The sequence below is a fragment of the Brassicibacter thermophilus genome (assembly GCF_055378355.1).
The window spans coordinates 1,099,818-1,123,436 of record NZ_AP042446.1 but is presented as its reverse complement, the minus strand read 5'-3'; the positions used below and the strand labels follow the sequence as shown (position 1 = coordinate 1,123,436).

Below are 23,619 nucleotides of genomic sequence, written 5' to 3'. Positions count from 1 at the left end.
TTCACTTTTACTCCATATTTTTTATCAACTCTTCCAATTTTAAAACTAAATCATCAACATCTTTATCTTTCATCTTTAATAAAGCACTGTATACGAATTCATTAGCAACACTCTTTTTTATAGAATACATTAGTTTTTTACCTTTATCAGTTATCATAACCCTACTTACCCTCCTATCATGAGGATCCTTAACTCGCATTACTATCTCTTTTTCTTCTAATTTAGACACTCTTTCAGATATTGTATTTTGAGCTCTATCTGATCTTCGAGCAATCTCTCCTATTGTTGGAGGATTTTTGTTATCTAAATATAGCATTAGATGAAATTGTTCTAAAGTTAAATTGTTCCTTTGGGCCATTTCATGATGCTTATTATGTATCTTTCTATTAATAATTTTTATATATTCAATTATTTTTTGAGTATTATCTTCTAAACTCACTATTATCACCACCTTAGAAAATAATATCGTAATACGATATTTTAGCTATACGAATATTATATAGACTCAGATTTATTATGTCAATACCTATATAGTGAACAACTACTTTTTCCTAAACATTGCTTGAATATCGAAGCGAGGAAATTGCATAATAAAATATTCTATAAAATTTTATAATTTCTTCAAAATAATAAAGGAGTCAGTTTTTACTGACTCCTTTATTATTTTTATTCTCCAGAAATAGAAACTTGTTTAAGTTTAATCGTCTTTGGCCCAACAAAATTATTATCACTTTGAATTTCTTTTGAAAGATATATTTCTTTTTGTGCTTCATTAATATTACCCGAAATTGATCCTCCTGTCACAGGTATCTTTGATTTACCGTCATAATACCAACCGAGCCTAATCTCTCCACCGAAATCACCAGTTAAAGAATCCATTTGAAAATCAGAAAAAGATACTAATTCTAAGTATGGCTCATTTTTTAATTCATCTATGGAATATTTTCCGCCTTTTATAACAAAGTTTTCAATCTTACCTGTTGGACTCACTCCTAAATAATTACTATGTCTATTATCTCCCCAATAGTTCTTCAATACTCCATTTTCAATTATATTAACTTGCTTTAAAAATACTCCATCATCATCATAAATTTTAGACTTCGTAGACCCGTTGAGTTGTGGATCAAGTGTAACATTTATTAAATCACCTTTTGTATCATTGGTTTGAACGCATTCATTTAACTTAAATTTAGATATCCCTTCATAAACCATCGTTGCATTTGATTGTTCATAATAGAATTTAAAAAATTCTTTTACTGGTTCTCCTGTCAATAATACATTAATATTATTACAATTAGGTGTAGGCTTCGCCAATGATTTTTCCCTAGAATATGTAAAAGATTCTTTTACTTTACTTGATATTAACTCAGGAATAAAATCTGAAAATTCTAGGTATTTGTATATCTCTACTTCTTCATCTCTTTCTTTCCAGTCAGTTACAAATTCAATTATACCTTCATATCTAGTATAAGCTACATCTACACCTTCAGAGTTAACAATCCTAGTATTTATTCTATTTATAAAAAACTCTGAAGAATTAATCTTTCCTTTTTCATATTTGTCTTCATCATATACAGTTTGTACTAATTTTAAAATCCATTCAGATAAATTTCCTTTACTAAAATCACTTTTAAGTTTATTTTTTATCTCAACAGAAGGCTTTACTAAGGGATAATATTCATTTTTTACTTGTCTAGCAGCAAATGACGCTTCTTCAATTTTTGCCTTTACTTCATCATCTGTCATGGTTGGATGTATGTCAAACATACTTGAACCTCTATATTTTTTGCCTTCCTCCTCAAAATCTTTGTAAACTGTTACTTTATAATGAGTTACATCCTTTGCTCTATTCATGTCTAAATTTTTCTTAACAAAAAAAAGCTCTCTTGAATTAATAATATTTTCTTCAATCTTCCACGCACTTATATCCATAGATTGTAATAATAGCTCTTTTATATTATTAATCATTATCCTAACCTCGCTTTTGTTTTAATATATGGTCCACCATCAGAAACCTTTACAAATTCTTTATATCCCTTACCACAGGCACCTGCTCCAGATAAACTGACTTCATTTGATACCATACTTATCGATTTTAATACATCAGGAACATACCCAGTCATAATTACTGGTGAAACAATATTACCTGTAAATTTGCCATTTTTAATTTCTTTTCCCATTAAAATCATACATTGAATACCCCAGTTTTTAGGGTCCTCCATACCACTCATAGTCCCATCCAACAAATATCCATGTTCTATGGATGCAACCATCTCATCTAAGGTACTATTCCCAGGCCCAAAAAAGGTATTAGTCATTCTAGCATATGCTTTTCTTTCAAATGATTCTCTTTTGCCATTACCAGTGGGTTTGGTCCCTAGTTTCAATGCAGAAAGAATGTCTGATATTCCAGTCTTTAGTATTCCTTTGTCGATAACAATTGTATCAGTTCCTAAAGTACCCTCATCATCAAATAAATATGAAGATACATTGTAAGCTGATTTAGCTCCATCATGCATAGTCACTAGTTCTGAAGCTACAGGCTTATTTAAATATTCTACAGCTTTTGCTCTGCCTTTAACAAACATATCCATTTCTACACCATGTCCAAATGCTTCATGTGCAATTAATCCAGCTATATCAGGGGTACATATCACATCATATTCTCCCGGAACAACTGGTTTCGCATCTAAAAGCTTTATCGCCATATCTAAGATACCTTCGTAATTATCTTCCATTTCATTAATTATCTCTACACCTTTTAAGCCTGAAAAGCTCTTATGTGCAAATTTAGTAATCTTTTCTTTTCTTACTATTGGTACAAGATAAGCTTGACTCCATATATAAGATTGTTCTAAATCTTTATTATTAGATAAAAAAACTTTCGACACTTTGGTGCTTTCATAACGAATTCTAAAATCTATTAAATAAGAGCTTTTTTTGAATGCTTTTTCTTTAATAGCTTCCATTTTTTTTAGTTTTTCACTATCACTCATATCTTCAGGTAATATTTCTACTTCCCCATAAAAACTACCCATAATTGGCTTTTCACTTATAATAGGATAAGAATTTAATGATATAGATGACGATTTTATCATGTTTATATCTTCTTCTACAATACTAGATATCTTACTTGCAAGTTCTTGTATATTGTCATTAGCTATCTCATTAAATGAGTATTCTGAATAATTAATTCCGTTATGTACTCTTACTACGAAACCTCTTTCATTCCACATACTTGTGTTAATTCCTGTTCCCGTTTTTTGAACTAAATACGTCTTTCCGTATACATCAGTTCCTAATACAGAAACATAAGAATATTTATTAGAAAGTAATTTAACCAACAGCTTTAAATCATCCTTATGCTCTGTTAAATACTTTGACATAGTTACCTGCACTTATGCACACCTCCCTGATTTTTTATTGACTCAAATTAATTTTATTTCTCCTTTTAAGCTATCAGATTTTTCGAAATATATCAACAAAATCATTAATTATTAAAAAAATTTAACACTGTGACTTTCTAATGCCTATAATTTACGTAAATTACATGAGGAAATTGTATAATAAAATACATTAAAGTAATCTTAATTTCCTTGATATATGTGCTATCAAAAATGTATTAATAAATGTAAAAGCTATTATGCCAGTATCATTAATAAGCAATGCAATAATAGAAGTTACAAATATGATTAAATACATGTTATTTTGCAATAGTTTTTCTTTATTCTCTCTATATGCTTTACTTAAGAAAAGAAACTGAAGAACCATAATAACACTCCATGGAGGTAAAATAAGTATTGTTATAAGCTGCTTTATTTTTACTATTATTATATATATTAACTCGCTTACTCCCAGTGTGCTCACTCTATGGGACAAACTACCTAAATGGCTTTTTTTAACGATACTCATATCAAAATATACATTAAGCATAAATACTATTATTCCTATAACAAATATAATAATTAAATTCTCCTTGTTTAATTTTTTATTAGTAAATTCAAAATATATTATCATCATTAATAATGCTATAGAAGTTAAATATCCTCCTACATTTGCCCCATAACTCCCTGAAAGAGAAAAAATGCAAGTAGAAAATACTATCGCTGTGATTATTTTTTTCATAACTTTATTTTTAATCATATTCTTTAACGTAAAATAACTTATAATAGTTGTAACAATTAAAACTCCCATAGCTTCATTGTTTATTCCATAAAATCTACCTCCAACAATAATATTATTGTAGCCTAAATAAGAATTGTACAATAATTTCAGATTGAAAAATAATGAATAATACATTAGTCCAGCTATCATAAATGAAAAAAACTCTATTATTTTTACCCCTTTTATATTAAGTAAATACCTTAATATAAAACTCCCTCCAAACAATAAAACAAGGTATATAACTATATTTTCATATACACTTGAAATCCCTATAAAAAAAGACAGAAATATAATAATTATAATATTTTCAAAAACATTACTATTAAATCTATCATAGCCTTTCTTATTTAACAAATATGTCAGTATTATAAATCCTTCAAAAAACAAAATTATTCCATGCAATATATATTTTATTACATTTAAATTAGTATATTGCTTTAGTAATTTCTTAGTTTCTTCAACAGGATTTGGCGAAGGTAAAATATTGATAGTATGCCCAATTGTTGCATAATCATCAGCATTATAAGTATTTAATAAATGAGGTAATATATCAAGATTAGTTATAACTCCTCGTCTTCTTGTAGTGTCAGTAGTAAGTATCCCACTTGTTTTGTCTGTATCTATATATATGATAGGTGTTAAATATTTATTTAAACATTTACTTAACGACAGGGAAACTTTCTTAGAAAAAATTATAATATTTGTATCTTCATATTCACTAACTAGTTTTTTTAGTAATTCAACTCTTTCCTGTTTATTATCAATGTTAAAAGAAATAATTGTAATACTTCCTTTTTCAAAAATATGGTTGATGTTATTTTTAATCCAATTTAGTTCATAAATTATGTGGTTTTCTCCATATTTAATATTCCCATCTTTATCTGCAGCAAGTAATGAAGCTTCATCATTACCAATATAACCAATACCCCTTTCTTTTAATGTCTCTCCTAAAAAAATCATGTTAGGATATATCTGAATGTAATTCTCTTTTATATATTTTTGTATATCATTATAACCTACAATACATAAGCTATTATTTTCAACTTTATCTACTATCTTAAACAAGCCCTTTTTTATACTTACTCTTCTACCTAAAGACAATGTCATAAATAAGCTTTCCATATTACTGTCTTTATAAAGACCTCCTGTTTTCATATTTAATAATCCAACAGAAGCATTATAAGGAGCTATTACTTCAATTTGATTAAAGTCTAAACTATCTACTACTATTATCAAAGTCTTTTCCATGCTTTGTCCAAAAGTCATATTGCTTTGAAATATTAATAGAAAAATAATTAATAATATGATTTCTTTATAGATTCTCATAAATACACCCTTATAAGAAAAAGTTAATTAATGAAAAAACTCCTACTACAGTAGACATAAATCCGACAGAACCTTTAAATAATGCAAACTCCTTTTCCATCTCATGGGGAGAATTAATATTGCGATAACTATTCCAAATCAGAAATACACCCGTCGATATGAAAAAAATACTAAGTAAAAACATGATATCATCCTCTTTCTTCGTATACAGGTTAACAATTTTAGCGTTTTAGTTATCTCGTTTTAAAAAATTAACCTTTATCACAACTTATATAATCACTATTACTTTAATACTTTATCCAAAATAGTATTTAAATATTAGTAATCAAGGAAATTGCATAAATACTACAAAGTAAAAGCTTTGCAAGTTATAAATTTTTTAACTCCGGTTTTTTGGACTTTTGATTAAAATTGGAAATGAAATTATTTAAACAGGATCAAATAACATTATGCTATAATAGTTGAAGAATAATATGACAGCGAGGTGAAACACAAATTGGAAAAATCAATCAACAACATTCAATCAAAACCATTACTTATATCATATTTACAACTGATTCTTGTATCATTTACATGGGCTTTAAGCACCATAATAATAAAATCAAGCATTGGCTCAATTCCTGCATTTCATTTACTTATGGGGAGATTTGGAATAGGTGCATTGATAATATTTATAGCTTCACCTAAAAAGTTACTTTCAGTTAGTAAAAAAGATGTTAAAATAACTCTTGCATTAAGTCTTATTATGTTTGCTGCTTATGCATTAAATATATTAGGCTTAAAATACACAAGTGCCTCAAAATCAGGTTTTCTAGCTTCATTATCTGTGTTATTTATTCCTATTATTCAATGCTTTATTAATAAAAAATTACCTTCTATATGGATAGTATATAGTGTTATTTTATCAACATTTGGTTTATACATGATATCAGGTATGAATGGAGATGGATTTAATATTGGAGATATGTTATGTATTGGGTCAGCATTATCATATACTGCTTATATAATTTTACTAAATAAGGTAGGTCAAAACAGAGATGAATATATCCTATCCTTGCTACAACTATTATTTATGTTTATAATAAGTGCAGTTTTATCATTTACAATAGAAGGGTTAAATATTAATGCTTTAAAATTGAATTTTGGGCCTATTGCAATAATTGGTATTTTAGGTACTGGATTAACCATGCTATTACAAATTAAAGCACAAAAAATAGCTAGTCCAGAAAGTGTTGGTATCTTGTTACTCAGCGAACCATTATTTATACTGATAATGGCATTTTTAATATTACACGAAGCCATAATGATTAAAGGGATACTTGGCTGCATATTAATATTAATTTCATTAGTAACAGTAGTATTGAAAAAAGTATAATAACCTTCCCTTAAAATTAAAGGAAGGTTATTATACTTCTATTTAAGGATTACATAAACTACTAAATTGACAGTAATGGCAATTATCTTCTTTTCTATCATATTCTTCTAAATTTTTATTATTTTCTACAAATGAAATAAATTCCTTTATATTCTCAATATTTTGCTTCAGTTTATCTTCGCTAATATCTATATCTATAAATTCTCCTGTATATAACATAAGTAATCCTGCTCTTTGTATATCTATATTGTATATATCTTTAACTGCAGAAGCATATAGCCTTATTTGTGGAGCATATTTATCTATGAAATATTTTCTATTTCCAACTCTATTGGTTTTAAAATCAATTAGTTGTGCCTTATCACCTATTATATCTATCCTATCTATAATCCCATACATATACCTATTTGAAACCTTATAGTAAAATTCTCTTTCATTATAAGTTTTATCAATATTATAACTATAAAATTTTTCATAATTGTTAGTATAATGTTTTACCTGATTTATTATTTCATTAGTAGCACTTAACCCAAAACTTTCAATGGTACTATTTATGAGAGCATTTATATCTATATCCTTCCTGTATTTTTCACAAATGCTGTGAACTATTTGCCCTATTAGCAAAGGGTCTATACCGCTATTTGCACTAGAATTAGTACATTCTTGGTCTATAAACAATTCATTTACAGGAATTCTTTTATAATAGCTCATATAAAATTTTCTCTTACACTCATTAAATATCATATATTGAGTAATAGTAAACCTGCTAAAAAATCTCTTACCAAATGCTTCATAATCTTTTAGTAGAGGTAAGAAAGTTTTATCATAGTACATATGTTTTAATTTTATATTATTTATATTAACAATTTCTCTATACTGTTCTTTTTGTATATCGATATCACTTATTTTAGTAAACTTATCTTCTTCTAAATACTCATCTATGAGTTTCTTAAAGCTGTTTTTCAATGTTCCTATGCTTTGACTACCTAAAATTAATTTTTCTTTTGCTCTAGTCATTGCTACATAAAGAATTCTCTTATTCTCTTCCATTTCTTTTTGCTTTTCTATTTCATTTATTTTCTTATATAAAACAGATGTGCTGCTATCGTAATTTCCCAGGAAATCAACATGTTTAATGCCTATTCCAAAGTTTTTATCAAATAAAATACTGTTAGTATTAAAATTAAACTGCTTTGAAAGCTGCGGAATAATAACTATATTAAACTGCAAACCTTTTGATTTATGTATAGTCATGAGTTTTACAGTATCTCCACTTTCTGATTGTATTTGTGCCTGTTCCTCAGTGCTATCTCCATCAACTTGTTCATCAATAAATGCTAAAAATTGACCTAATCCTTTGTTTTTTTCTCTTCCGAATTGTCTTGCTATTTCAATGAACTTATATATATTTGCTATTGCTTGTTTATTGCCAAATCTCAACATCCACGTTTCAATATAGTATGTTTCTATCAAAAGCTTCTTAATTAATTCATGTATTTCTAAAGTAAATTTAGTCTTATTTAATCTGTCTAAAACATGATATGCTCTATTAATCTTTTGTTTCTCTCTATCATTGATATTAGGTATAGACTGATTTAATGTATCCACTAAATTACCTTTACAATTTCTTACAAGCCAATATATGGTTTTATCTGACAACCCAAACATTGGACTCCTCAATACTCCAATTACCGATAAATCATCATACCTATTATCTATAGCTTTTAATCCATTTATAATATCCATTATTTCCTGTCTAGCAAAAAATCCTCTTCCTCCTACGTTATAAAATGGTATATTGTACTTTTTTAGCCCTTCTTCATATATATCTGTATCTGTAGTTGAACGAAAAAGTATAGCAATATCTTTATACTTATATCCTTCTTTTGTAACTAATTCTTTTATTCGCTTAGCAATCATTTCACTTTCATAAAGCTTAGCATATTCAGATGGACTTATTCCTTCAGGTGAAATTAAATCATCCTGCTCTAAAATCTCTACATCTACATCATTTTTAGCATTTTTAACAGGTATAAGTTCTACATATTTATCTCCCATTAGTTTAGTAAACAAAGAATTAATAAATTTCATTACACTTTTTATAGTCCTAAAATTATCTTTTAAAATTATAGGTTTTGTTCCCGATACACTTTCTATATCTTTCATAACCTCATAAAATACTGTTACATCTGCACCTCTAAAGCCATATATAGACTGCTTTGGATCTCCAACTATAAAGAGATTTTGCCTATCTAAATCGCTGTTTTTACTACAAAGATGATATATGATTCTTTTCTGAAGTCCATTTGTATCTTGAAATTCATCTACCATAACATATCTAAATAAATCCTGATATTTATTTCTTATTTCTTCATTTTCTAATAATTTCAAGGCATTAATCTGTAGGTCTTCATAGTCTAGGGAACTTATTTCTCTTTTCCTCTCCTTGTATTTTTTATCTATATCTATAAGTAGATTTAAAAAACCTTCATAAACATATTTAATGTTTTTTTCTTCCATCATCAAGACATCGTCTATCAATCTCTTTAATTTTTCTATAGTTTCTTCTTCGCCCTTTAAAGAACCAATTTTGGTTGAAAAGTATTTAAGTTTTTCTATTACATTCCTATCAATTTCATCGTATTTATTACTTGCAAACTCTAGCCATGTCTCATCATCTGCTAATTTTCCTAATTTTGAAGTTTTCCTTGCTTTTGAAATAAGATAACTAAACATTTTCTTAATATCTTCAAGTAAAGAAATATCCACGTCTATACTATCAATATTCCTCAATGTGCATTCCTTAACCTCTTCAAATGATAACCCCGTGCTTCTTATATCTTCATATACATTTTTTATATTATCTATTAAACTGTTATTAGATTTATCTATGCTTGAAGGAGTAAAATATCTTATTAACTGTAGGGTTTCATCGTTTCTTTCAATACCGTTTATAAGCAAATCCTCAATGACTTCTCTTAATATCTTATTGCTTTCATATGTTTCTAAAAGGCTAAATCTAGGGTCAATTTTCCCTTCTACTGGATTTTCCCTTAATATTTTTAAGCACAAACTATGTATAGTAGATATATTGGACTTTTCAATGTCTCGATAAATTCTTGTCCACTTTTTATCCTCATTAGCTTTTTCAGATATACTTTTTCTCACTCTTTCCTTCATTTCTGCAGCAGCTTTATTTGTAAATGTGATAGCTAAAATTGATTCTATTTCTTTGCCAAAAGGTATATCACCATTTTCCAATAAATATATATACCTTTCAACAAGCACTCTAGTTTTACCTGAACCAGCTCCAGCATTTACTGCAACATTTTTATTTATAGTTTCGACTGCTTTTTTTTGACTATCAGTTAATTCCACAGTCATCATCCTTTCTGCTAATTCTTTCAGCATTATACCGACATATAGTTGAATATTGGCAAAAACTATCACATAAAATAGGCTTTAGTCTAAATTCTCCATTAGATATTTTCTCAATATAATCAAAAACTTCATTTTTTACGTGTTCTAATAAAGCTTTCCAGTTTTCATCGTTTAACACCGTCTTGCCTTTCCTCTTATTCAATAATTTCTTATCTTCATCTTTTATAATCTCAATGCTTGCTTCACCATCTTTAATAACTATATACCCTGCTCCTATAACATCTCTATCTTTATTAATTTGAGATAATATATATACTGGTAGCTGAAAGGATAAACCCTTTTCAATATCTTTAATTGTATTTTTGCCAAAAGATGAGTTCTTGTAATCGTATAATATATATTTTTCACCTTCATTAATAGAATCAATCCTATCGATTTTACCTTGTATTTGCACTTTTTTTTGTCCTAGTTTAAGAGAAAATTCGTCTTCTCTCCCAAATTCTATTTCAAATTCCACAGGTATAGGTTTACTAGAGTAATTTTTAAGTCTTTCCATATCTATTTTTACTAAATTCAATATGGTATCAGCTATATGCTCTATTCTGAGACTCCACAACTGAGTATCTTTAAATACATCTATTTTATTCAAAGCCTTTTTTATTAATTGTTTTATTTCATTTTTCGTATCTTTAATAGGAAAATCTTTGCCATCCAAAATATGTTTTCTCATGTCTTCAGCGTGATTACTGTAATACTTAGCTAGTACTTCGTGATATATAATCCCTCTGTTTAGAGGAGAAAATTCTTCATACTTCTTTTCTATTCCATTTATGCCTAATACTGATTCATATAAAAATCTAAAGGGACATTTTCCAAACAACTCTAATTGAGTAATACTATATTTGCAGTCTTTATACAAATTATTAATATCCTCTATTATCTCTCTATCATTTATCAAACCATCATATTCATTAAAGCTGTCATCATTTCTTTTTACTTCGCACTCAAGTCTTAAATCTATTTCATCTAAAATATTTTCATCAATGTTTTTTAACGCTCCAATATATTTGCTAATCTCGTCTTCACTATAGCATTTATATAAGAGATGATTTATCATATCATTTTTAGTGGTTATATCCCTCAAATCATCCTTAATCATATAATCGTTGTCTATATTAATAATATTTAGGCTATCTTCTTTAAATAAATTTACCACTTCATCAAGGAAAACAGAAGGTATCTTGCTTTCATCTCCGCCCATAGATTCACAATAACTCAAAACTAATGAATTTGTTGCCCTTGTCAATGCTACCAAGAAAAGCAACATCTCCTTATCAAGGGTTTCTTCATAAGTTTTTACATCAATTCCTATTTTCCTAAATAACTTATAATCCTTCTCTCTAAAAAACCAATTATCTTTAATAACAGATGGATAAACCCCTTGTGCAAGTCCAACTATAAAAACAGTGTTTAAACTCATCCCTCTTATACTAGATGGAGTGAAAATATTGACACCAGTAGGATTCCCATATTCTGCTTTTATTTTTATATCTGAAGCAAATCTAATAAACATTTCATAGAAATCCTTTAATCTAATTTCACCATCATAAACTAATTTTGATGTAAGAATTATCTTGTCCAATATTGACATAAAAGCTGAATATGCATCAACATCTCTTTGGAGTATAGAATAATCCTTTAATATGCTGTAATTTTTTTGTATGTTCTTAGATAAATCATAATAATCTATTACTCTTTTTAATGCTTCAACTATATCTATACAGCTACCATTTATAGGTATTTCATTAAGTTTACCAGTAAAATCATCTATTATAAACTCAACATTTGCTATATCCTCTAATTTCTCTTCATATAATTCTTTATCTTGAGGATTTATCTTAATCAAATGTCTATACTTGAGTCTAGCTTTATTAAAAGCTTTTTTTAATTCTTTACTATTACCTTGTTTATTAAAGTTATGTAAGATATATTGAAATTTATCTTTCCTTATATCCTCACAAATATTTAAATAACCTGAATTTATTCCTTTTACTAAATCTTCCTTACTAAAATTGCTGAGCCTTGCTTCTAAGATATTTATAATCTCTTGAATTAAAGGCACATCGATAACCCTTATATCCCTTCCCAATGTTGAAGGTACTCCTTCCTCATTAAAAACTTCTCTAACTATATCTATATAAAATTCTTCATTTCCAATAACTAATCCAATATCATCTAAATTTATTCCGTTTTGGGAAAGTTCCTTGATCTCTTGACAAATTCTTTTTATCTCTAGATATTGATTTGAAGCTTTTATCACAAAAATATTATCATTGCCTTCAAGTAGTCCTTTTTTCCCTAAAAATAATTTATCGCTCAATTTTTCAAAATATGTACTATCTTTTTTTTCTGTAAGTATTCGTATCTCAAAACCAATTTTCCTTAAAGCTTCTAATGTATCATTAACTGTTTTAAAGTTTTGGGTAGTTTTATACGGTATATTTATATAAATATCTATATTACTTTTACTCATTTCTTCCAAAAGCTTAAATTCTTGTGGCCTAAAATCAAAAAATTCATCGATAATTATAAAATCTAAATCTGCAAAATAATCATTCTTGTTTCTTAACTTATTAAATGCATTTATAAAAGCTTCTTCGTTGTCAATCAGCTTTTTATCGTGAAGAAAATCTTGATATAGTTTATATATACGTCCTATTTCAATATATCTTAAGTTATCTGGTATATTATCAATAAATTTTTCTGGTGAAACTAAAGACCTTTTTATTTCTCCTATTATATAGCTTACAGATTTTATAAACCCCTCCATATGAATTAAGTCCTTATAATAATCTATTAACCCATCTTTATAAAGTTTATCAATAATACTAGCTATTATAGTTTCCTTAGTACAGTCATCAATTTTTATATAATTATCATTTTTTAAAAGTTTCATCACTATATCGTCAAATGTAATTACATTTATATCAAATACACCTTTTAATTCACTTAATAAAACTTCCCTATATCTAGTTAAAAGATTTCCAGTAGGTAAAATATAATAAAACTTATCTCCTTTATTCTTTTTTAAGTACTCTATTGATATATTTATAAATTCGTCTTTCTTCCTATTATTAATATCACCATAGTATACTAACCTTTCACACATTCCCTTCACTCCCACACATTTAATCAAATAGCAAATAGGGACGGTTCTTGCTTGCTACCTGTTTACTATTCTGCTTACACGCGATTCACTTACGCCTCCGAAAAGTTGTCCAATTTCTTTGAGTGTTAAACTTGATGATTTTCTAATCTCTTTCATCAATTTGTTCCTTATCTTTATGTTATTTATTATATCGTTATAATCTAAGTTATTATCTAAAGCTATTTCTTTTATCCTCTGTTTTGCTTGTTCTATACAATATATATTACTCCCCTTTGCTATATCTTTATTTAAATCTTCTTCAATATCCAACATGTGTATTTCCTTATCTTCTTCTTTATTAACATACTCTACATACTGCTTTGTTGAGACTATTGGGTTTGATGATATAATTCCCAATATTTTTGTCTTATCGATTAATTTCAAACTATCTTTCTCTTTCCCACTATAAATATTAAAACTACTCCATTGATAATCTTTTGCATATTTTACCATGCCAGCTTTTACTGGGTTATTATGAATATACTTACTGGCCTCTAATAAATATGAGTCAGTGTCAATCAACTGACTCTTAAACCTATCTTGAAATAAATGTCCAGTTCTAGAGTATTTTTTATTAAAATACATGACATAACTTATATGGAGGCTTTTAATTAATTGAGAAATATCATTGCCATTATCATCAATTATTAAATGAATATGGTTGTCCATCAAGCAGTATGCATAAACTAGAAATTGATATTTATCCTTCACTCGCTTTAAAATTTTTAAATATGTAGATTTGTCAACATCAGACAAAAATATGTCCATTTTTGCATTGCCTCTCTGCATAACATGGTAAATAGAATATTCACTCTTTAACCTGCTTTGCCTAGGCATAAACATCACCACTTTTGATATTTTAAAATTTGTATAATTACTTCAGAGTCAAATTTCTGTAAGTTATAAGTTAAATTTATGTACAACATTTTGTGCAACTAGCAAGTTAGGAACCGTCCCCACTTGCTACAACATTTTGTGCAACTAGCAAGTTAGGAACCGTCCCCACTTGCTACTTTTGCTTTAACTCATAAATATCTGTCCTTCGATGTTTTAACAAAGGTAATTCTCGTCTGACTTTTTGAACCATATCTAAGTCTATATCTCCATAAATAATACATTCCTTCTCATCTGCTTCTTTTAATATTGTTCCCCATGGATTTACTATAATTGAATGTCCATAAGCGTGGTATGAAGCATTCATATTTCTTGACGGTGAAGCTGCAACAAAGTAAACTTGGTTATCTAACGCTCTAGCCCTAGCCAATAGCTTCCAGTGTGCTGGACCTGTAGTCATATTAAAAGCTGCTGGTACAATAATTACTTCAGCTCCATATAAAGTCATAAGCCTTAACAATTCTGGAAACCTCATATCATAACAAATTGCCACACCAATTTTGCAATACTCTGTATCTACTACTGTAATATCCTGTCCAAACCCTAAAGTATCCGATTCCTTGAATTTTATTCCATTTTCCACATCAATATCAAACAAATGCATCTTTCTATGCTTCCCAATAAGTTTTCCTTCTCTATCAAAAATATAGGATGTATTATAAATAGTATTATCATCCTTTTCAGGTATTGAGCCACCAATAATGTATATACCTAGCTTCCTTGATAAGTTAGCCAATGTATCCGTTGTCTTCCCTGGATAAGTTTCTGCAAATAATGGAAAATATTTGTTTTCATAAGGGCAATTAAACATCTCTGGAAGTACTACGATGTCACTTCCGTTATCTGCTGCTTCCTTAATCATATTTTCTGCTTTCTCAATATTCTTGTCCTTATCGTCTCCAACCTCTATTTGACATATACCTATTTTCATCATAATATCACCACTTTTTATTATTTATGTATATATTACCATTATATTACTAGCAAGTCAAGAACCGTCCCCACTTGCTACTTGCTATCTATACCCAATTATGTGAATGAATCTAATGTTTTCAAATGTGTAATTTGATACAGGATAGTTATATCTGTCATATGTATGTGTGGAAATAAAAATGTTATCAAGATTTCTAGGCTCGTTTATTTTTACAACTGCTAGTGAATGTCCAAAAAATTCATTATTTCTAAACTTTAATTGAATAATATCTCCTATTTCTAATTCTTCTATACTGCATAATTTGGCTATAGGCCCTATTGACTTATTATTAATAAGAAATTGATATAAAAATTCTACTCCTGTCCAGGACGGAGACCTATTATTTAAATTATAATAATACCATCCATTTATCTTGCTGTTGTTCATAGGGCATCCCCCTGCATGCAATATTTGAGAAATAAAGTTAGTACAATCTCCTCCCAAATTTTCAAAATTATAATATTTAGGATTTCTATCAAAAGCCCACCTTTTAGCATAATATAATGCCATTTTTCTATTATATGGATATATACCAGTGTTAATTCTCCTAAAATTTTTATTCATCAACACTCACCCATAAATATGTTATGCTTTAATATAAGAAGTAGTTCTTACTGACTTTTTTTATGCACTTTCCTCCTCATTATTATAATATTGTGCTTGTGAATGCCACAGTTCATAATACTTTCCATTTTTATCTTTTACAAGATCCTCATGAGATCCTTTTTGTATTATTCTTCCTTCATGAAACACTGCTATTTCATCACAAAATCTACAAGACGAAAGTCTATGTGATATGTAAAATGCAGTTTTAGTACCTACTATTTCATTAAATTTAGAGTAAACCTCAAATTCAGCTATAGGGTCTAACGCCGCTGTTGGTTCATCTAATATAATAATTGGTGCATTACGATATAATGCTCTGGCTAATGCTATTTTTTGAGCTTCTCCTCCAGAAATTTCTACTCCATCTTCATCAAAATCTTTATATAATGGTGTATGTACTCCTTTAGGCATAATATCTAATCTTTCCTTTAATCCAATTTTAGCTAAAGCGTCTTCTACAGATTTTTCATCATAATTCACAGATGCAGCTACATTTTGCCCCAATGAAAAAGAAAACAATTTAAAATCCTGAAATACTATGGAAAATAAACTCATATACTCTTTATAATTATATTTTTTTATATTTATCCCATTTAAAAGTATCTCTCCTTCATTTGGGTCATATAATCTACATAAGAGTTTAATAAATGTAGTCTTACCTGAACCATTCATACCTACTATTGCTAATTTTTCTCCTATTTTAAGCTTTATTGAAACATTTTTTAATACATATTTATCTGTTCCCGGATATTTAAATGAAACATTTCTAAACTCTATTTCATATTCATTATCATCTCTTTTTTCTACTGGTATAGTTCCTCTATATTTTTCTCCTTTGATATTTAAAAAATCAATATATAGTTGTAGATATTGATTATTATTTTTAATATTATTTATTGAAGACAAAATCTCTGTACTTCCAAATATAAACTGATTAATGCTTCCAGTGTACTTAACTATACTACCTATAGTTATAGCTCCTGATATTGCTTTTAGCCCAACAAAAATATATACCATTCCGCCAAGCAAAGAAGAAATAAAGGCACTTATAGCACTAAACTTCGCTTCCATATTCCCTATTCTATTACATATATTTTCCCCTTCCTTGCAAAATGCTTCAACTTCTTCATTAAATATTTTTCTTTGATTATATAACCTTATTTCCTTACCTACATTGTAATCCATAACTTGTGTTATATAGAAGATAAAAAGTCTATTTAATCCAATAAAATTTGAATATTCTTTAAAATAATTCTTTTCTGATATAGTTCTTATTTTTAAGTTAAATATTGTACCTACTAAAATAAAAACCAAAAATCCATAAGAAAACCATCTAGTATTAATAAAGTTTAAATACCCATTTAGAGTAGTATTAGATCTGAATAAATCTATCACTAATGCAATAGATGTAATTACTGAAACCAAACCCCTAAATAAATTCCCAATATAAACTATTAATGCATTTATACCTCTGCCATTTAAGTTTTGTGCTTCTTGTATTTTTGTACGCAGCTTGTGCACTTCAGGGTTTTCTATATGCTCATAATCCATATTTATCACTTTTTCATTTAATCTCATCTCTTCATTCTGTATCATTATATCTTTTAATATAGTCTTTAGATGGTCTAGGGCAGTTGAAATAAGATGAATAACAAAATTTGCACTTATAGTAACCCCCACTAAATAAACAAGTTTATCTACATTTTTTGTCCCAAGTAATTCATCTATAATCTTCGCTGACATATAAATATTTACAAAAGGTAATATAGATTTGAAAAGTGAATCCAGTATAGTAATTGGCAATATCCAATGCTGTAATTTATGTATTTCTAATATACCAGTTTTTAAAGTACTCATATTTTTTTTCAAACTATTATTATTCATTATCCTCACCACCTATCTTATCTTTATAATAATAGGACTGAGTATCATACATATGCCTATACTTTCCATTTTGTTTCATAAGGCTGTAGTGGTCTCCTTCTTCAATGATTTTTCCATCTTCAATAAAAATTATTCGATCACAAAACCTAGTAGAAGATAACCTATGGGAAATAAATATAGAAGTGTGGTTTTTAGTTAATTCATTATATTTTTGATATATCTCATTTTCAGCTATAGGATCTAATGCAGCTGTCGGTTCATCGAGTATAATAATTGGTGCTCCTTTATATAATGCACGAGCAAGCATTAACTTTTGCATTTCTCCTCCAGATAGTTCTATTGCATCTTCATATACAGATTTTACTAATAAGGTCTTCCTCCCTTTAGGTAATCCCTTTATTTTTTCCATTAATCCCGACATATTAAGAACCCATTCCATTTTCTCATCGTCAATATCTTCTTCTGCTTGCAGCGAAATATTTTTTTCTATAGATATAGGTAATATGTGGATATCTTGAAATACTACAGAAAATAGAGTATAATATTCATCCCTATTATAAAAACTACTTTTTTTCCCGTTAATATATATTTCTCCTTTAGTAGGTGTATATAATCCGCAAATTAATTTTACTAAAGTTGTTTTCCCAGCACCATTAACGCCCACTATAGCTAGTTTTTCTCCTTTTTTGATTTTTAAGTTTATATTTTTTATCGCATAGTCGTCTGCTCCTGGGTATTTATAATATAAATTTCTTAACTCTATATCGCAAGGCAGCTCAAAAGGTTTTGGTAAATCTACACCCTTACCCCTATTCATTTTGTCTTCCATCTCTAGATAATCTCTCAAATCGCAAACATCAAGGCTTATTGAATTTAAAGAATTTAAATTCTTTATTATTCCTGACAGCCATGTAGAAAATCCTGCTACTGCTCCAAAATATAAAACAAAGTCTCCTATTTCCATATTTCTGTATATTACTGAGTAAATAAGATATCCATAAGTTATCCCATCTCTCAAAAAAAGTAATATTCCATCAATGATATTTGCCAAATATCTTTTATATATATTTTTCTTTTGAAAATAAAGTCTTTTGTTAAGAAAAATATTGTACATATCTTTAAACCAGTGAGACATATTATAAAGCCTTAAATCCTTTGCTGATTTAAAATCTCCTGCTTTTTCTCTAATATATCTAAGCTTTTTTTCAATAGGTGCTAAATTGTCCTTATTTTTATGTTCAAATTTATTTACATAATTACCAACAAAGTAATTAATAAGTGATGAAGTAATGATAAATAACAAAATCAAAGGATGAATAGTGAATATTATACTCCCAAATAATATAAATCCAATGATGTTTGAAAAAAGCTCTATGCTAGTATTAATTATTGCTTCAGTAGCAGACGAATTTGAATTTACAGCCATACCGGCCTTAGTAAACCTTTTTTGCCCTTCTGGACCATCTATATTTTCAAAATCAGTATCTAATACTTTATCTGTTAGTAATAACAGATATTTTAACCTATAAGACATTTTTTTCATATTTGTTTTACCGGATAAAGATTTTAATAGAATAGTTAAAACTATTATACTTACAATTGGCATACTAATATTAATCATTAGTTGTGATATTGTTACATTGTTTGTAACAGAATCTACTAGTACTTTAGGCAAATAAATCTCTAATAATGGAATAATCACTTGAGCAGGAATTTGTAATGCACATAATAAAAATAATGGTTTATCCCATGCCCAAAGGTTTTTAGTTAAATACACTATATTTTGAAATACAGAATATTTTGGTTCATTTTTTTTAATTCGCACCTCTGTCATTTTTATCACCTCAGTTATATCATATCAATTAAACTTTATTTCTGTATAAAAAAAGCACCAATGGTCATATTTATGACACTAATGGTACTCATATCGGTAAGATTACCTCTGTGGCAAATACACCTTCTTCGCTTTGCCTATTTATAAAACCATTATACTTATTAACAATACTATCCACCCTTTTTAGGCCAAATCCATGTCCTGTACCCAACTTAGTACTAATATATCCTAAATGCGTTTTCCTAATATCTCCTCCTACAGAATTTGTTATACAAATATATAACTGCTCCTTCATTTCTCTTATATACACTCTTATAAATCTTTCATTTGGATTTTGAAGCTTAATCGTTGCTTCCATAGAATTGTCCATTAGATTACCAATAATAGTGCATAAGTCAATATCTGATATTTGAAGATTTTTAGGCACTGTTGCTTTTGCATTAATATTAATATTTTGCTTAATAGCTAGAGAAATTTTACTATTTAATATTGCATCTACCATTACATTGCCAGTTTTTAAAACTGTATCTATTTCAGTCAAATCTTTATCTAACTCATTTAAATACGCTTTCATATCTTCAAACTTTTCTAAATCAAGATAAGCCTTCATAGTCTGTATGTGATTATGATAATCATGCCTCCATCCTCTCATCTTCTTATATATAGCTTCTACTTCATTATAATGCCTAGTAAGAAGATCATTTTGGTAATTAGCAATACGCTTATCTACTAATTTATTTAATATATATGTAATTATGAAAAATAATAAAATACCTAAAGCTAAGGCAATACCAATTATCATAAAAATCTTTTCTCTAATCATTTTTTTCACCCCTATAATAATTTATAAACGCCATATTGGTATTTGTATATCGCCTTCTACTTATAGGAATAATTACATTATTGTCTAATTCTAATTCCTTCTTCCCTATTTTTTTTACATATTTCAATCCAACTATATAAGATCTATGACATCTTATAAAATTATCTTTATCTAATTCTTTTTCAATTACTCCAATATTTTTTCGAGTGATATATTTTCCATCTATTGTATTTATGTTTATTGTGTGAGAAAAAGCTTCAATATACATTATATCATCCTGTATTATCCTATGAATATCTCCCTCAAAATCAATAATAATCGTCTTTTTTTCCTTATGTATTTTTTTAGCAGCTCTATCTAAGCATTTGTGAAGCTTTATTTCATCGATCGGCTTAATTAAATAATTTATTGCTTCTACATCATAACCCTCTTGAATGTAATCAGTAATAGCAGTAATGAAAATTATATTTATTATATCATCCTCTTTTCTTATTCTCTTTGCCAAGTCAATACCATTTTGCCCAGGCATCTGAATATCTAACAGAAGAATATCCCAGCTTTTATCCATACTCCAATTAAAATCAAAACTTTCAGCGCTATTAAATGATTCTATTTTAACTTTTATATTTTTCTCATTAGCCCAATTTTTCACATACTTCTTTAAAAGCTGTATTTGAATTTCCTCATCTTCGCATATAGCAATATTAATCATATCTTGCATTTCAATTCACCTTTTCAGCAAATTATTATTTTAACAAGTGTGGACTAGCAAGTGGGTAGCAAGTGGGGACGGTTCCTGACTTGCTACCTACAATCTAAAAAAAGCAAGTAAGGACATCCCTACTTGCCATTTCTGCAACACCATTTTCTTCTTCTGCATCTCCTGTTACAAAATACATCATTTTCATCTGACTCACAATAGCAATCTAAACTACCGCATTGAGGGCATCTCCTTTGATCTGCTTCTCTTAATTCTTCAACTCTTTTTTCCCATTTAAATCCACAATTTCTGCATACCAAAGTACAAATATTTTGAGTAAAATTGCCTCCACTTACCTTTATAGCCTTTCCATTAACTAAACTATCTGCAACTTTTGCTTTAGCTTCATTATATACCCTTTGAAATGTTTGTCTGGATATTTTCATTTTATTTGCACATTCTTCTTGTTCTAATCCCTGCAAATCCCTTAACCTTATTGCTTCAAGCTCTTCTATTTTTAATATGTTTTCTTCCAAATCTTCACTATCTACATTTGTAGGAATAAAGTATCTATACTCAGGTAGATTCTCTACTTTTCTCCACTTAATAGGCCTTGGCATATTTTTACCTCCTCATACTACTTTACATTAAATATTATATTATATTTCTGCTAAAACATAAAGCAAGACCCCTGATAAAGCATTAATTTGATATTTCTGAAACAATATTTCTTATCCACTTCCCTGAACGATATCTTTTTATAGAAAATACGCATTTTGTTATTTCTTCTAATGTAACAAGAGCAAAAACATAATAAACTGGCAATTTCAAAATATAAGCCCCAATAATAGACATAGGCACTCCTACTATCCACATTGTCAAAAGTTCTATTCTTAAAGCATATTTTATATCTCCGCCACCCCTTAATATTCCTATGATAAGTAATACATTTATAAACCTTGCTGGGAAAATCACAGCAGTTATCATAAGCATTATTAGTGTAGAATCATATACATATTTTGATATATTATAATATGACAATATTTTTTTACTTGATAAAGCTAATGCAAAAGCTATTATAATGCTAATAATTAATGATAATTTTATCAATATTTTTGAATACTCTTTGCTTCCTTCTATATCTTCTTCACCAACTCTATTTCCTATCATAACACAAGCAGCATTTGCTATCCCAAAAAGTATAACCATAAATATGTTTTGTATAGTATTAGATATCTGAACTGATGCCATAGCCTCAGTACCTAAATTTCCATAAACTATTGAATACACTATAACTCCAGAACCCCAGCATAATTCATTGACTACAACTGGATTTATAGATTTAACCACTTTTTTAGTAAATGCAACTGATAAATCTAATAGTTCATCAATCTTAGCAGCTAAAACACCCTTTTTATAATAAATATAAAAAACTATCAACACCATTTCTACAGCACGAGCAATATTTGTAGCTATAGCTGCACCTATTACACCCAAAGCTGGAAATCCCATATGCCCAAATATAAGGACATAATTAAATAAAATATTAAAACCTAATGCAATAGCACTAGCAACCATAGGTGTCACAGTTTTCCCTATACCACGACTCGCTATACCAAATCCTTGAGAAATAGCAATAAAAATATAACTAATACATACAAGTAAAAGGTATTTTGATCCTATATCAATAACATCATTATTTTTGTTAAAGATAAAAATTATCTCTTTGTTGAAAAACAATCCACCAAATATAAATATAATACTTAGAGCAATTCCAATAATCAGAGAAATACCCAAAACTCTTTTTATGTTTTCTGTATCTTTTTTTCCCCAAAATTGAGCTATCAAAACATTACACCCTGAATAGACTCCTATTAATATTAGAGAAAATAAAAAATAATATTGGTTAGCAATACCAATTGAAGCAATTTCCTTTTCCCCTAATGCACCAATCATCAATGTGTCTATTAAATTAATCGATGAAGTTATAAGGTATTGAATCATTATCGGTACTGCTATAATAAAAAGTTCTTTATAAAATGCTTTTCTCTTCAAAATAAACCTCCTGACAAAAGAAAATCAGCTTTTTATGCTCCAACATTTAAGCATTATTTTTAGTAAAATATTAAAATAATGCTTAAATAAGTCACATTAAAAGTTGATTTGCAAATATTAACTAACTGGATTATAAACTTTTTTAATAGTTTTTTGATTTTTAAATAGTTGATATAATTACATGAGGAAATTGCACAAATTTTTAATATTTTTATGTAATTTCCTCATTTATATTCAAAATTATATAGTCATTAGTAGTTATAATAAACATGATATCATATAACAAATTTAAAAGTCTACAAAAAATTTTACAGCATTTAATTATATAAGTTCTCAAATTCAATGTTAAATTATAATAGCTTATAATAGCTTTAATACCTTGAAAAATACACTTTT

General features: G+C 27.9%; 17 protein-coding genes. 1 reads left to right on the top strand and 16 read right to left on the bottom strand.

Annotated elements, in window-relative coordinates; translation table 11 throughout:
- Positions 1–7 precede the first annotated feature (7 nt).
- The 5 genes from ACZ41D_RS05265 to ACZ41D_RS05245 all read right to left on the bottom strand — a co-directional run bounded on the left by ACZ41D_RS05265 (position 8) and on the right by ACZ41D_RS05245 (position 5,674).
- The gene (locus ACZ41D_RS05265; protein WP_464152877.1) at positions 8–439 is read right to left on the bottom strand and encodes a MarR family winged helix-turn-helix transcriptional regulator; all 432 of its coding nucleotides are present in this window, start codon (positions 437–439) and stop codon (positions 8–10) included.
- 227 nt (positions 440–666) lie between these two features.
- Positions 667–1,968, bottom strand: a complete 1,302-nt coding sequence (locus tag ACZ41D_RS05260; RefSeq protein WP_464152876.1) for a metallopeptidase TldD-related protein — start codon at positions 1,966–1,968, stop codon at positions 667–669.
- Complete coding sequence (locus tag ACZ41D_RS05255) at positions 1,968–3,398, bottom strand: TldD/PmbA family protein (RefSeq protein WP_464152875.1); 1,431 nt, start codon at positions 3,396–3,398, stop codon at positions 1,968–1,970. The genes ACZ41D_RS05260 and ACZ41D_RS05255 overlap by 1 nt, the downstream gene beginning before the upstream one ends.
- 178 nt (positions 3,399–3,576) lie before the next feature.
- A complete protein-coding gene (locus ACZ41D_RS05250; RefSeq protein ID WP_464152874.1) occupies positions 3,577–5,490 on the bottom strand; it encodes a hypothetical protein in 1,914 nt (637 codons plus the stop codon).
- Between the two features lie 10 nt (positions 5,491–5,500).
- Complete coding sequence (locus ACZ41D_RS05245) at positions 5,501–5,674, bottom strand: hypothetical protein (protein ID WP_464152873.1); 174 nt, start codon at positions 5,672–5,674, stop codon at positions 5,501–5,503.
- A gap of 312 nt (positions 5,675–5,986) precedes the next feature.
- On the opposite strand from ACZ41D_RS05245, the gene ACZ41D_RS05240 reads away from it, so the two are divergent.
- Complete coding sequence (locus tag ACZ41D_RS05240) at positions 5,987–6,865, top strand: DMT family transporter (protein WP_464152872.1); 879 nt, start codon at positions 5,987–5,989, stop codon at positions 6,863–6,865.
- 42 nt (positions 6,866–6,907) lie between these two features.
- Here the strand turns inward: ACZ41D_RS05240 and ACZ41D_RS05235 are convergent, their stop codons facing one another.
- From ACZ41D_RS05235 to ACZ41D_RS05185, 11 genes are all read right to left on the bottom strand, one after another.
- Complete coding sequence (locus ACZ41D_RS05235; protein WP_464152871.1) at positions 6,908–10,315, bottom strand: UvrD-helicase domain-containing protein; 3,408 nt, start codon at positions 10,313–10,315, stop codon at positions 6,908–6,910.
- Entirely contained in the window at positions 10,230–13,415 is a 3,186-nt protein-coding gene (locus ACZ41D_RS05230) for a PD-(D/E)XK nuclease family protein (protein WP_464152870.1), read from the bottom strand. Before ACZ41D_RS05230 ends, ACZ41D_RS05235 begins: the two co-directional genes overlap by 86 nt.
- Positions 13,416–13,469: 54 nt before the next feature.
- Positions 13,470–14,291, bottom strand: coding sequence for a transposase (locus tag ACZ41D_RS05225; RefSeq protein WP_464152869.1), 822 nt, complete (start codon positions 14,289–14,291; stop codon positions 13,470–13,472).
- 172 nt (positions 14,292–14,463) lie between these two features.
- On the bottom strand, positions 14,464–15,282 hold the full coding sequence (locus ACZ41D_RS05220; protein ID WP_464152868.1) for a carbon-nitrogen hydrolase family protein: 819 nt from the start codon (positions 15,280–15,282) through the stop codon (positions 14,464–14,466).
- Between the two features lie 81 nt (positions 15,283–15,363).
- A complete protein-coding gene (locus ACZ41D_RS05215) occupies positions 15,364–15,885 on the bottom strand; it encodes an amidase domain-containing protein (RefSeq protein WP_464152867.1) in 522 nt (173 codons plus the stop codon).
- Positions 15,886–15,945: 60 nt separating this feature from the next.
- On the bottom strand, positions 15,946–17,811 hold the full coding sequence (locus tag ACZ41D_RS05210; protein WP_464152866.1) for an ABC transporter ATP-binding protein: 1,866 nt from the start codon (positions 17,809–17,811) through the stop codon (positions 15,946–15,948).
- Positions 17,804–19,645, bottom strand: a complete 1,842-nt coding sequence (locus ACZ41D_RS05205; protein ID WP_464152865.1) for an ABC transporter ATP-binding protein — start codon at positions 19,643–19,645, stop codon at positions 17,804–17,806. Before ACZ41D_RS05205 ends, ACZ41D_RS05210 begins: the two co-directional genes overlap by 8 nt.
- Positions 19,646–19,733: 88 nt before the next feature.
- Complete coding sequence (locus ACZ41D_RS05200) at positions 19,734–20,468, bottom strand: sensor histidine kinase (RefSeq protein WP_464152864.1); 735 nt, start codon at positions 20,466–20,468, stop codon at positions 19,734–19,736.
- On the bottom strand, positions 20,461–21,189 hold the full coding sequence (locus tag ACZ41D_RS05195; RefSeq protein ID WP_464152863.1) for a LytR/AlgR family response regulator transcription factor: 729 nt from the start codon (positions 21,187–21,189) through the stop codon (positions 20,461–20,463). The genes ACZ41D_RS05200 and ACZ41D_RS05195 overlap by 8 nt, the downstream gene beginning before the upstream one ends.
- Positions 21,190–21,308: 119 nt before the next feature.
- Entirely contained in the window at positions 21,309–21,788 is a 480-nt protein-coding gene (locus ACZ41D_RS05190; RefSeq protein ID WP_464152862.1) for a DUF134 domain-containing protein, read from the bottom strand.
- Between the two features lie 82 nt (positions 21,789–21,870).
- Positions 21,871–23,223 carry an MATE family efflux transporter gene (locus ACZ41D_RS05185; RefSeq protein ID WP_464152861.1) on the bottom strand — a complete coding sequence of 451 codons (1,353 nt, stop codon included), beginning with the start codon at positions 23,221–23,223 and terminating at the stop codon, positions 21,871–21,873.
- Positions 23,224–23,619: the final 396 nt, after the last annotated feature.

What these genes read in the sequence shown, in the direction of transcription:
- ACZ41D_RS05260 (WP_464152876.1), bottom strand. Translation starts at nt 1,968, where the DNA reads ATGATTAATAATATAAAAGAGCTATTATTACAATCTATGGATATAAGT.
- ACZ41D_RS05250 (WP_464152874.1), bottom strand. Translation starts at nt 5,490, where the DNA reads ATGAGAATCTATAAAGAAATCATATTATTAATTATTTTTCTATTAATA.
- ACZ41D_RS05245 (WP_464152873.1), bottom strand. Translation starts at nt 5,674, where the DNA reads ATGTTTTTACTTAGTATTTTTTTCATATCGACGGGTGTATTTCTGATT.
- ACZ41D_RS05230 (WP_464152870.1), bottom strand. Translation starts at nt 13,415, where the DNA reads ATGTGTGAAAGGTTAGTATACTATGGTGATATTAATAATAGGAAGAAA.
- ACZ41D_RS05225 (WP_464152869.1), bottom strand. Translation starts at nt 14,291, where the DNA reads ATGCCTAGGCAAAGCAGGTTAAAGAGTGAATATTCTATTTACCATGTT.
- ACZ41D_RS05220 (WP_464152868.1), bottom strand. Translation starts at nt 15,282, where the DNA reads ATGATGAAAATAGGTATATGTCAAATAGAGGTTGGAGACGATAAGGAC.
- ACZ41D_RS05215 (WP_464152867.1), bottom strand. Translation starts at nt 15,885, where the DNA reads ATGAATAAAAATTTTAGGAGAATTAACACTGGTATATATCCATATAAT.
- ACZ41D_RS05210 (WP_464152866.1), bottom strand. Translation starts at nt 17,811, where the DNA reads ATGAATAATAATAGTTTGAAAAAAAATATGAGTACTTTAAAAACTGGT.
- ACZ41D_RS05205 (WP_464152865.1), bottom strand. Translation starts at nt 19,645, where the DNA reads ATGACAGAGGTGCGAATTAAAAAAAATGAACCAAAATATTCTGTATTT.
- ACZ41D_RS05200 (WP_464152864.1), bottom strand. Translation starts at nt 20,468, where the DNA reads ATGATTAGAGAAAAGATTTTTATGATAATTGGTATTGCCTTAGCTTTA.
- ACZ41D_RS05195 (WP_464152863.1), bottom strand. Translation starts at nt 21,189, where the DNA reads ATGCAAGATATGATTAATATTGCTATATGCGAAGATGAGGAAATTCAA.
- ACZ41D_RS05190 (WP_464152862.1), bottom strand. Translation starts at nt 21,788, where the DNA reads ATGCCAAGGCCTATTAAGTGGAGAAAAGTAGAGAATCTACCTGAGTAT.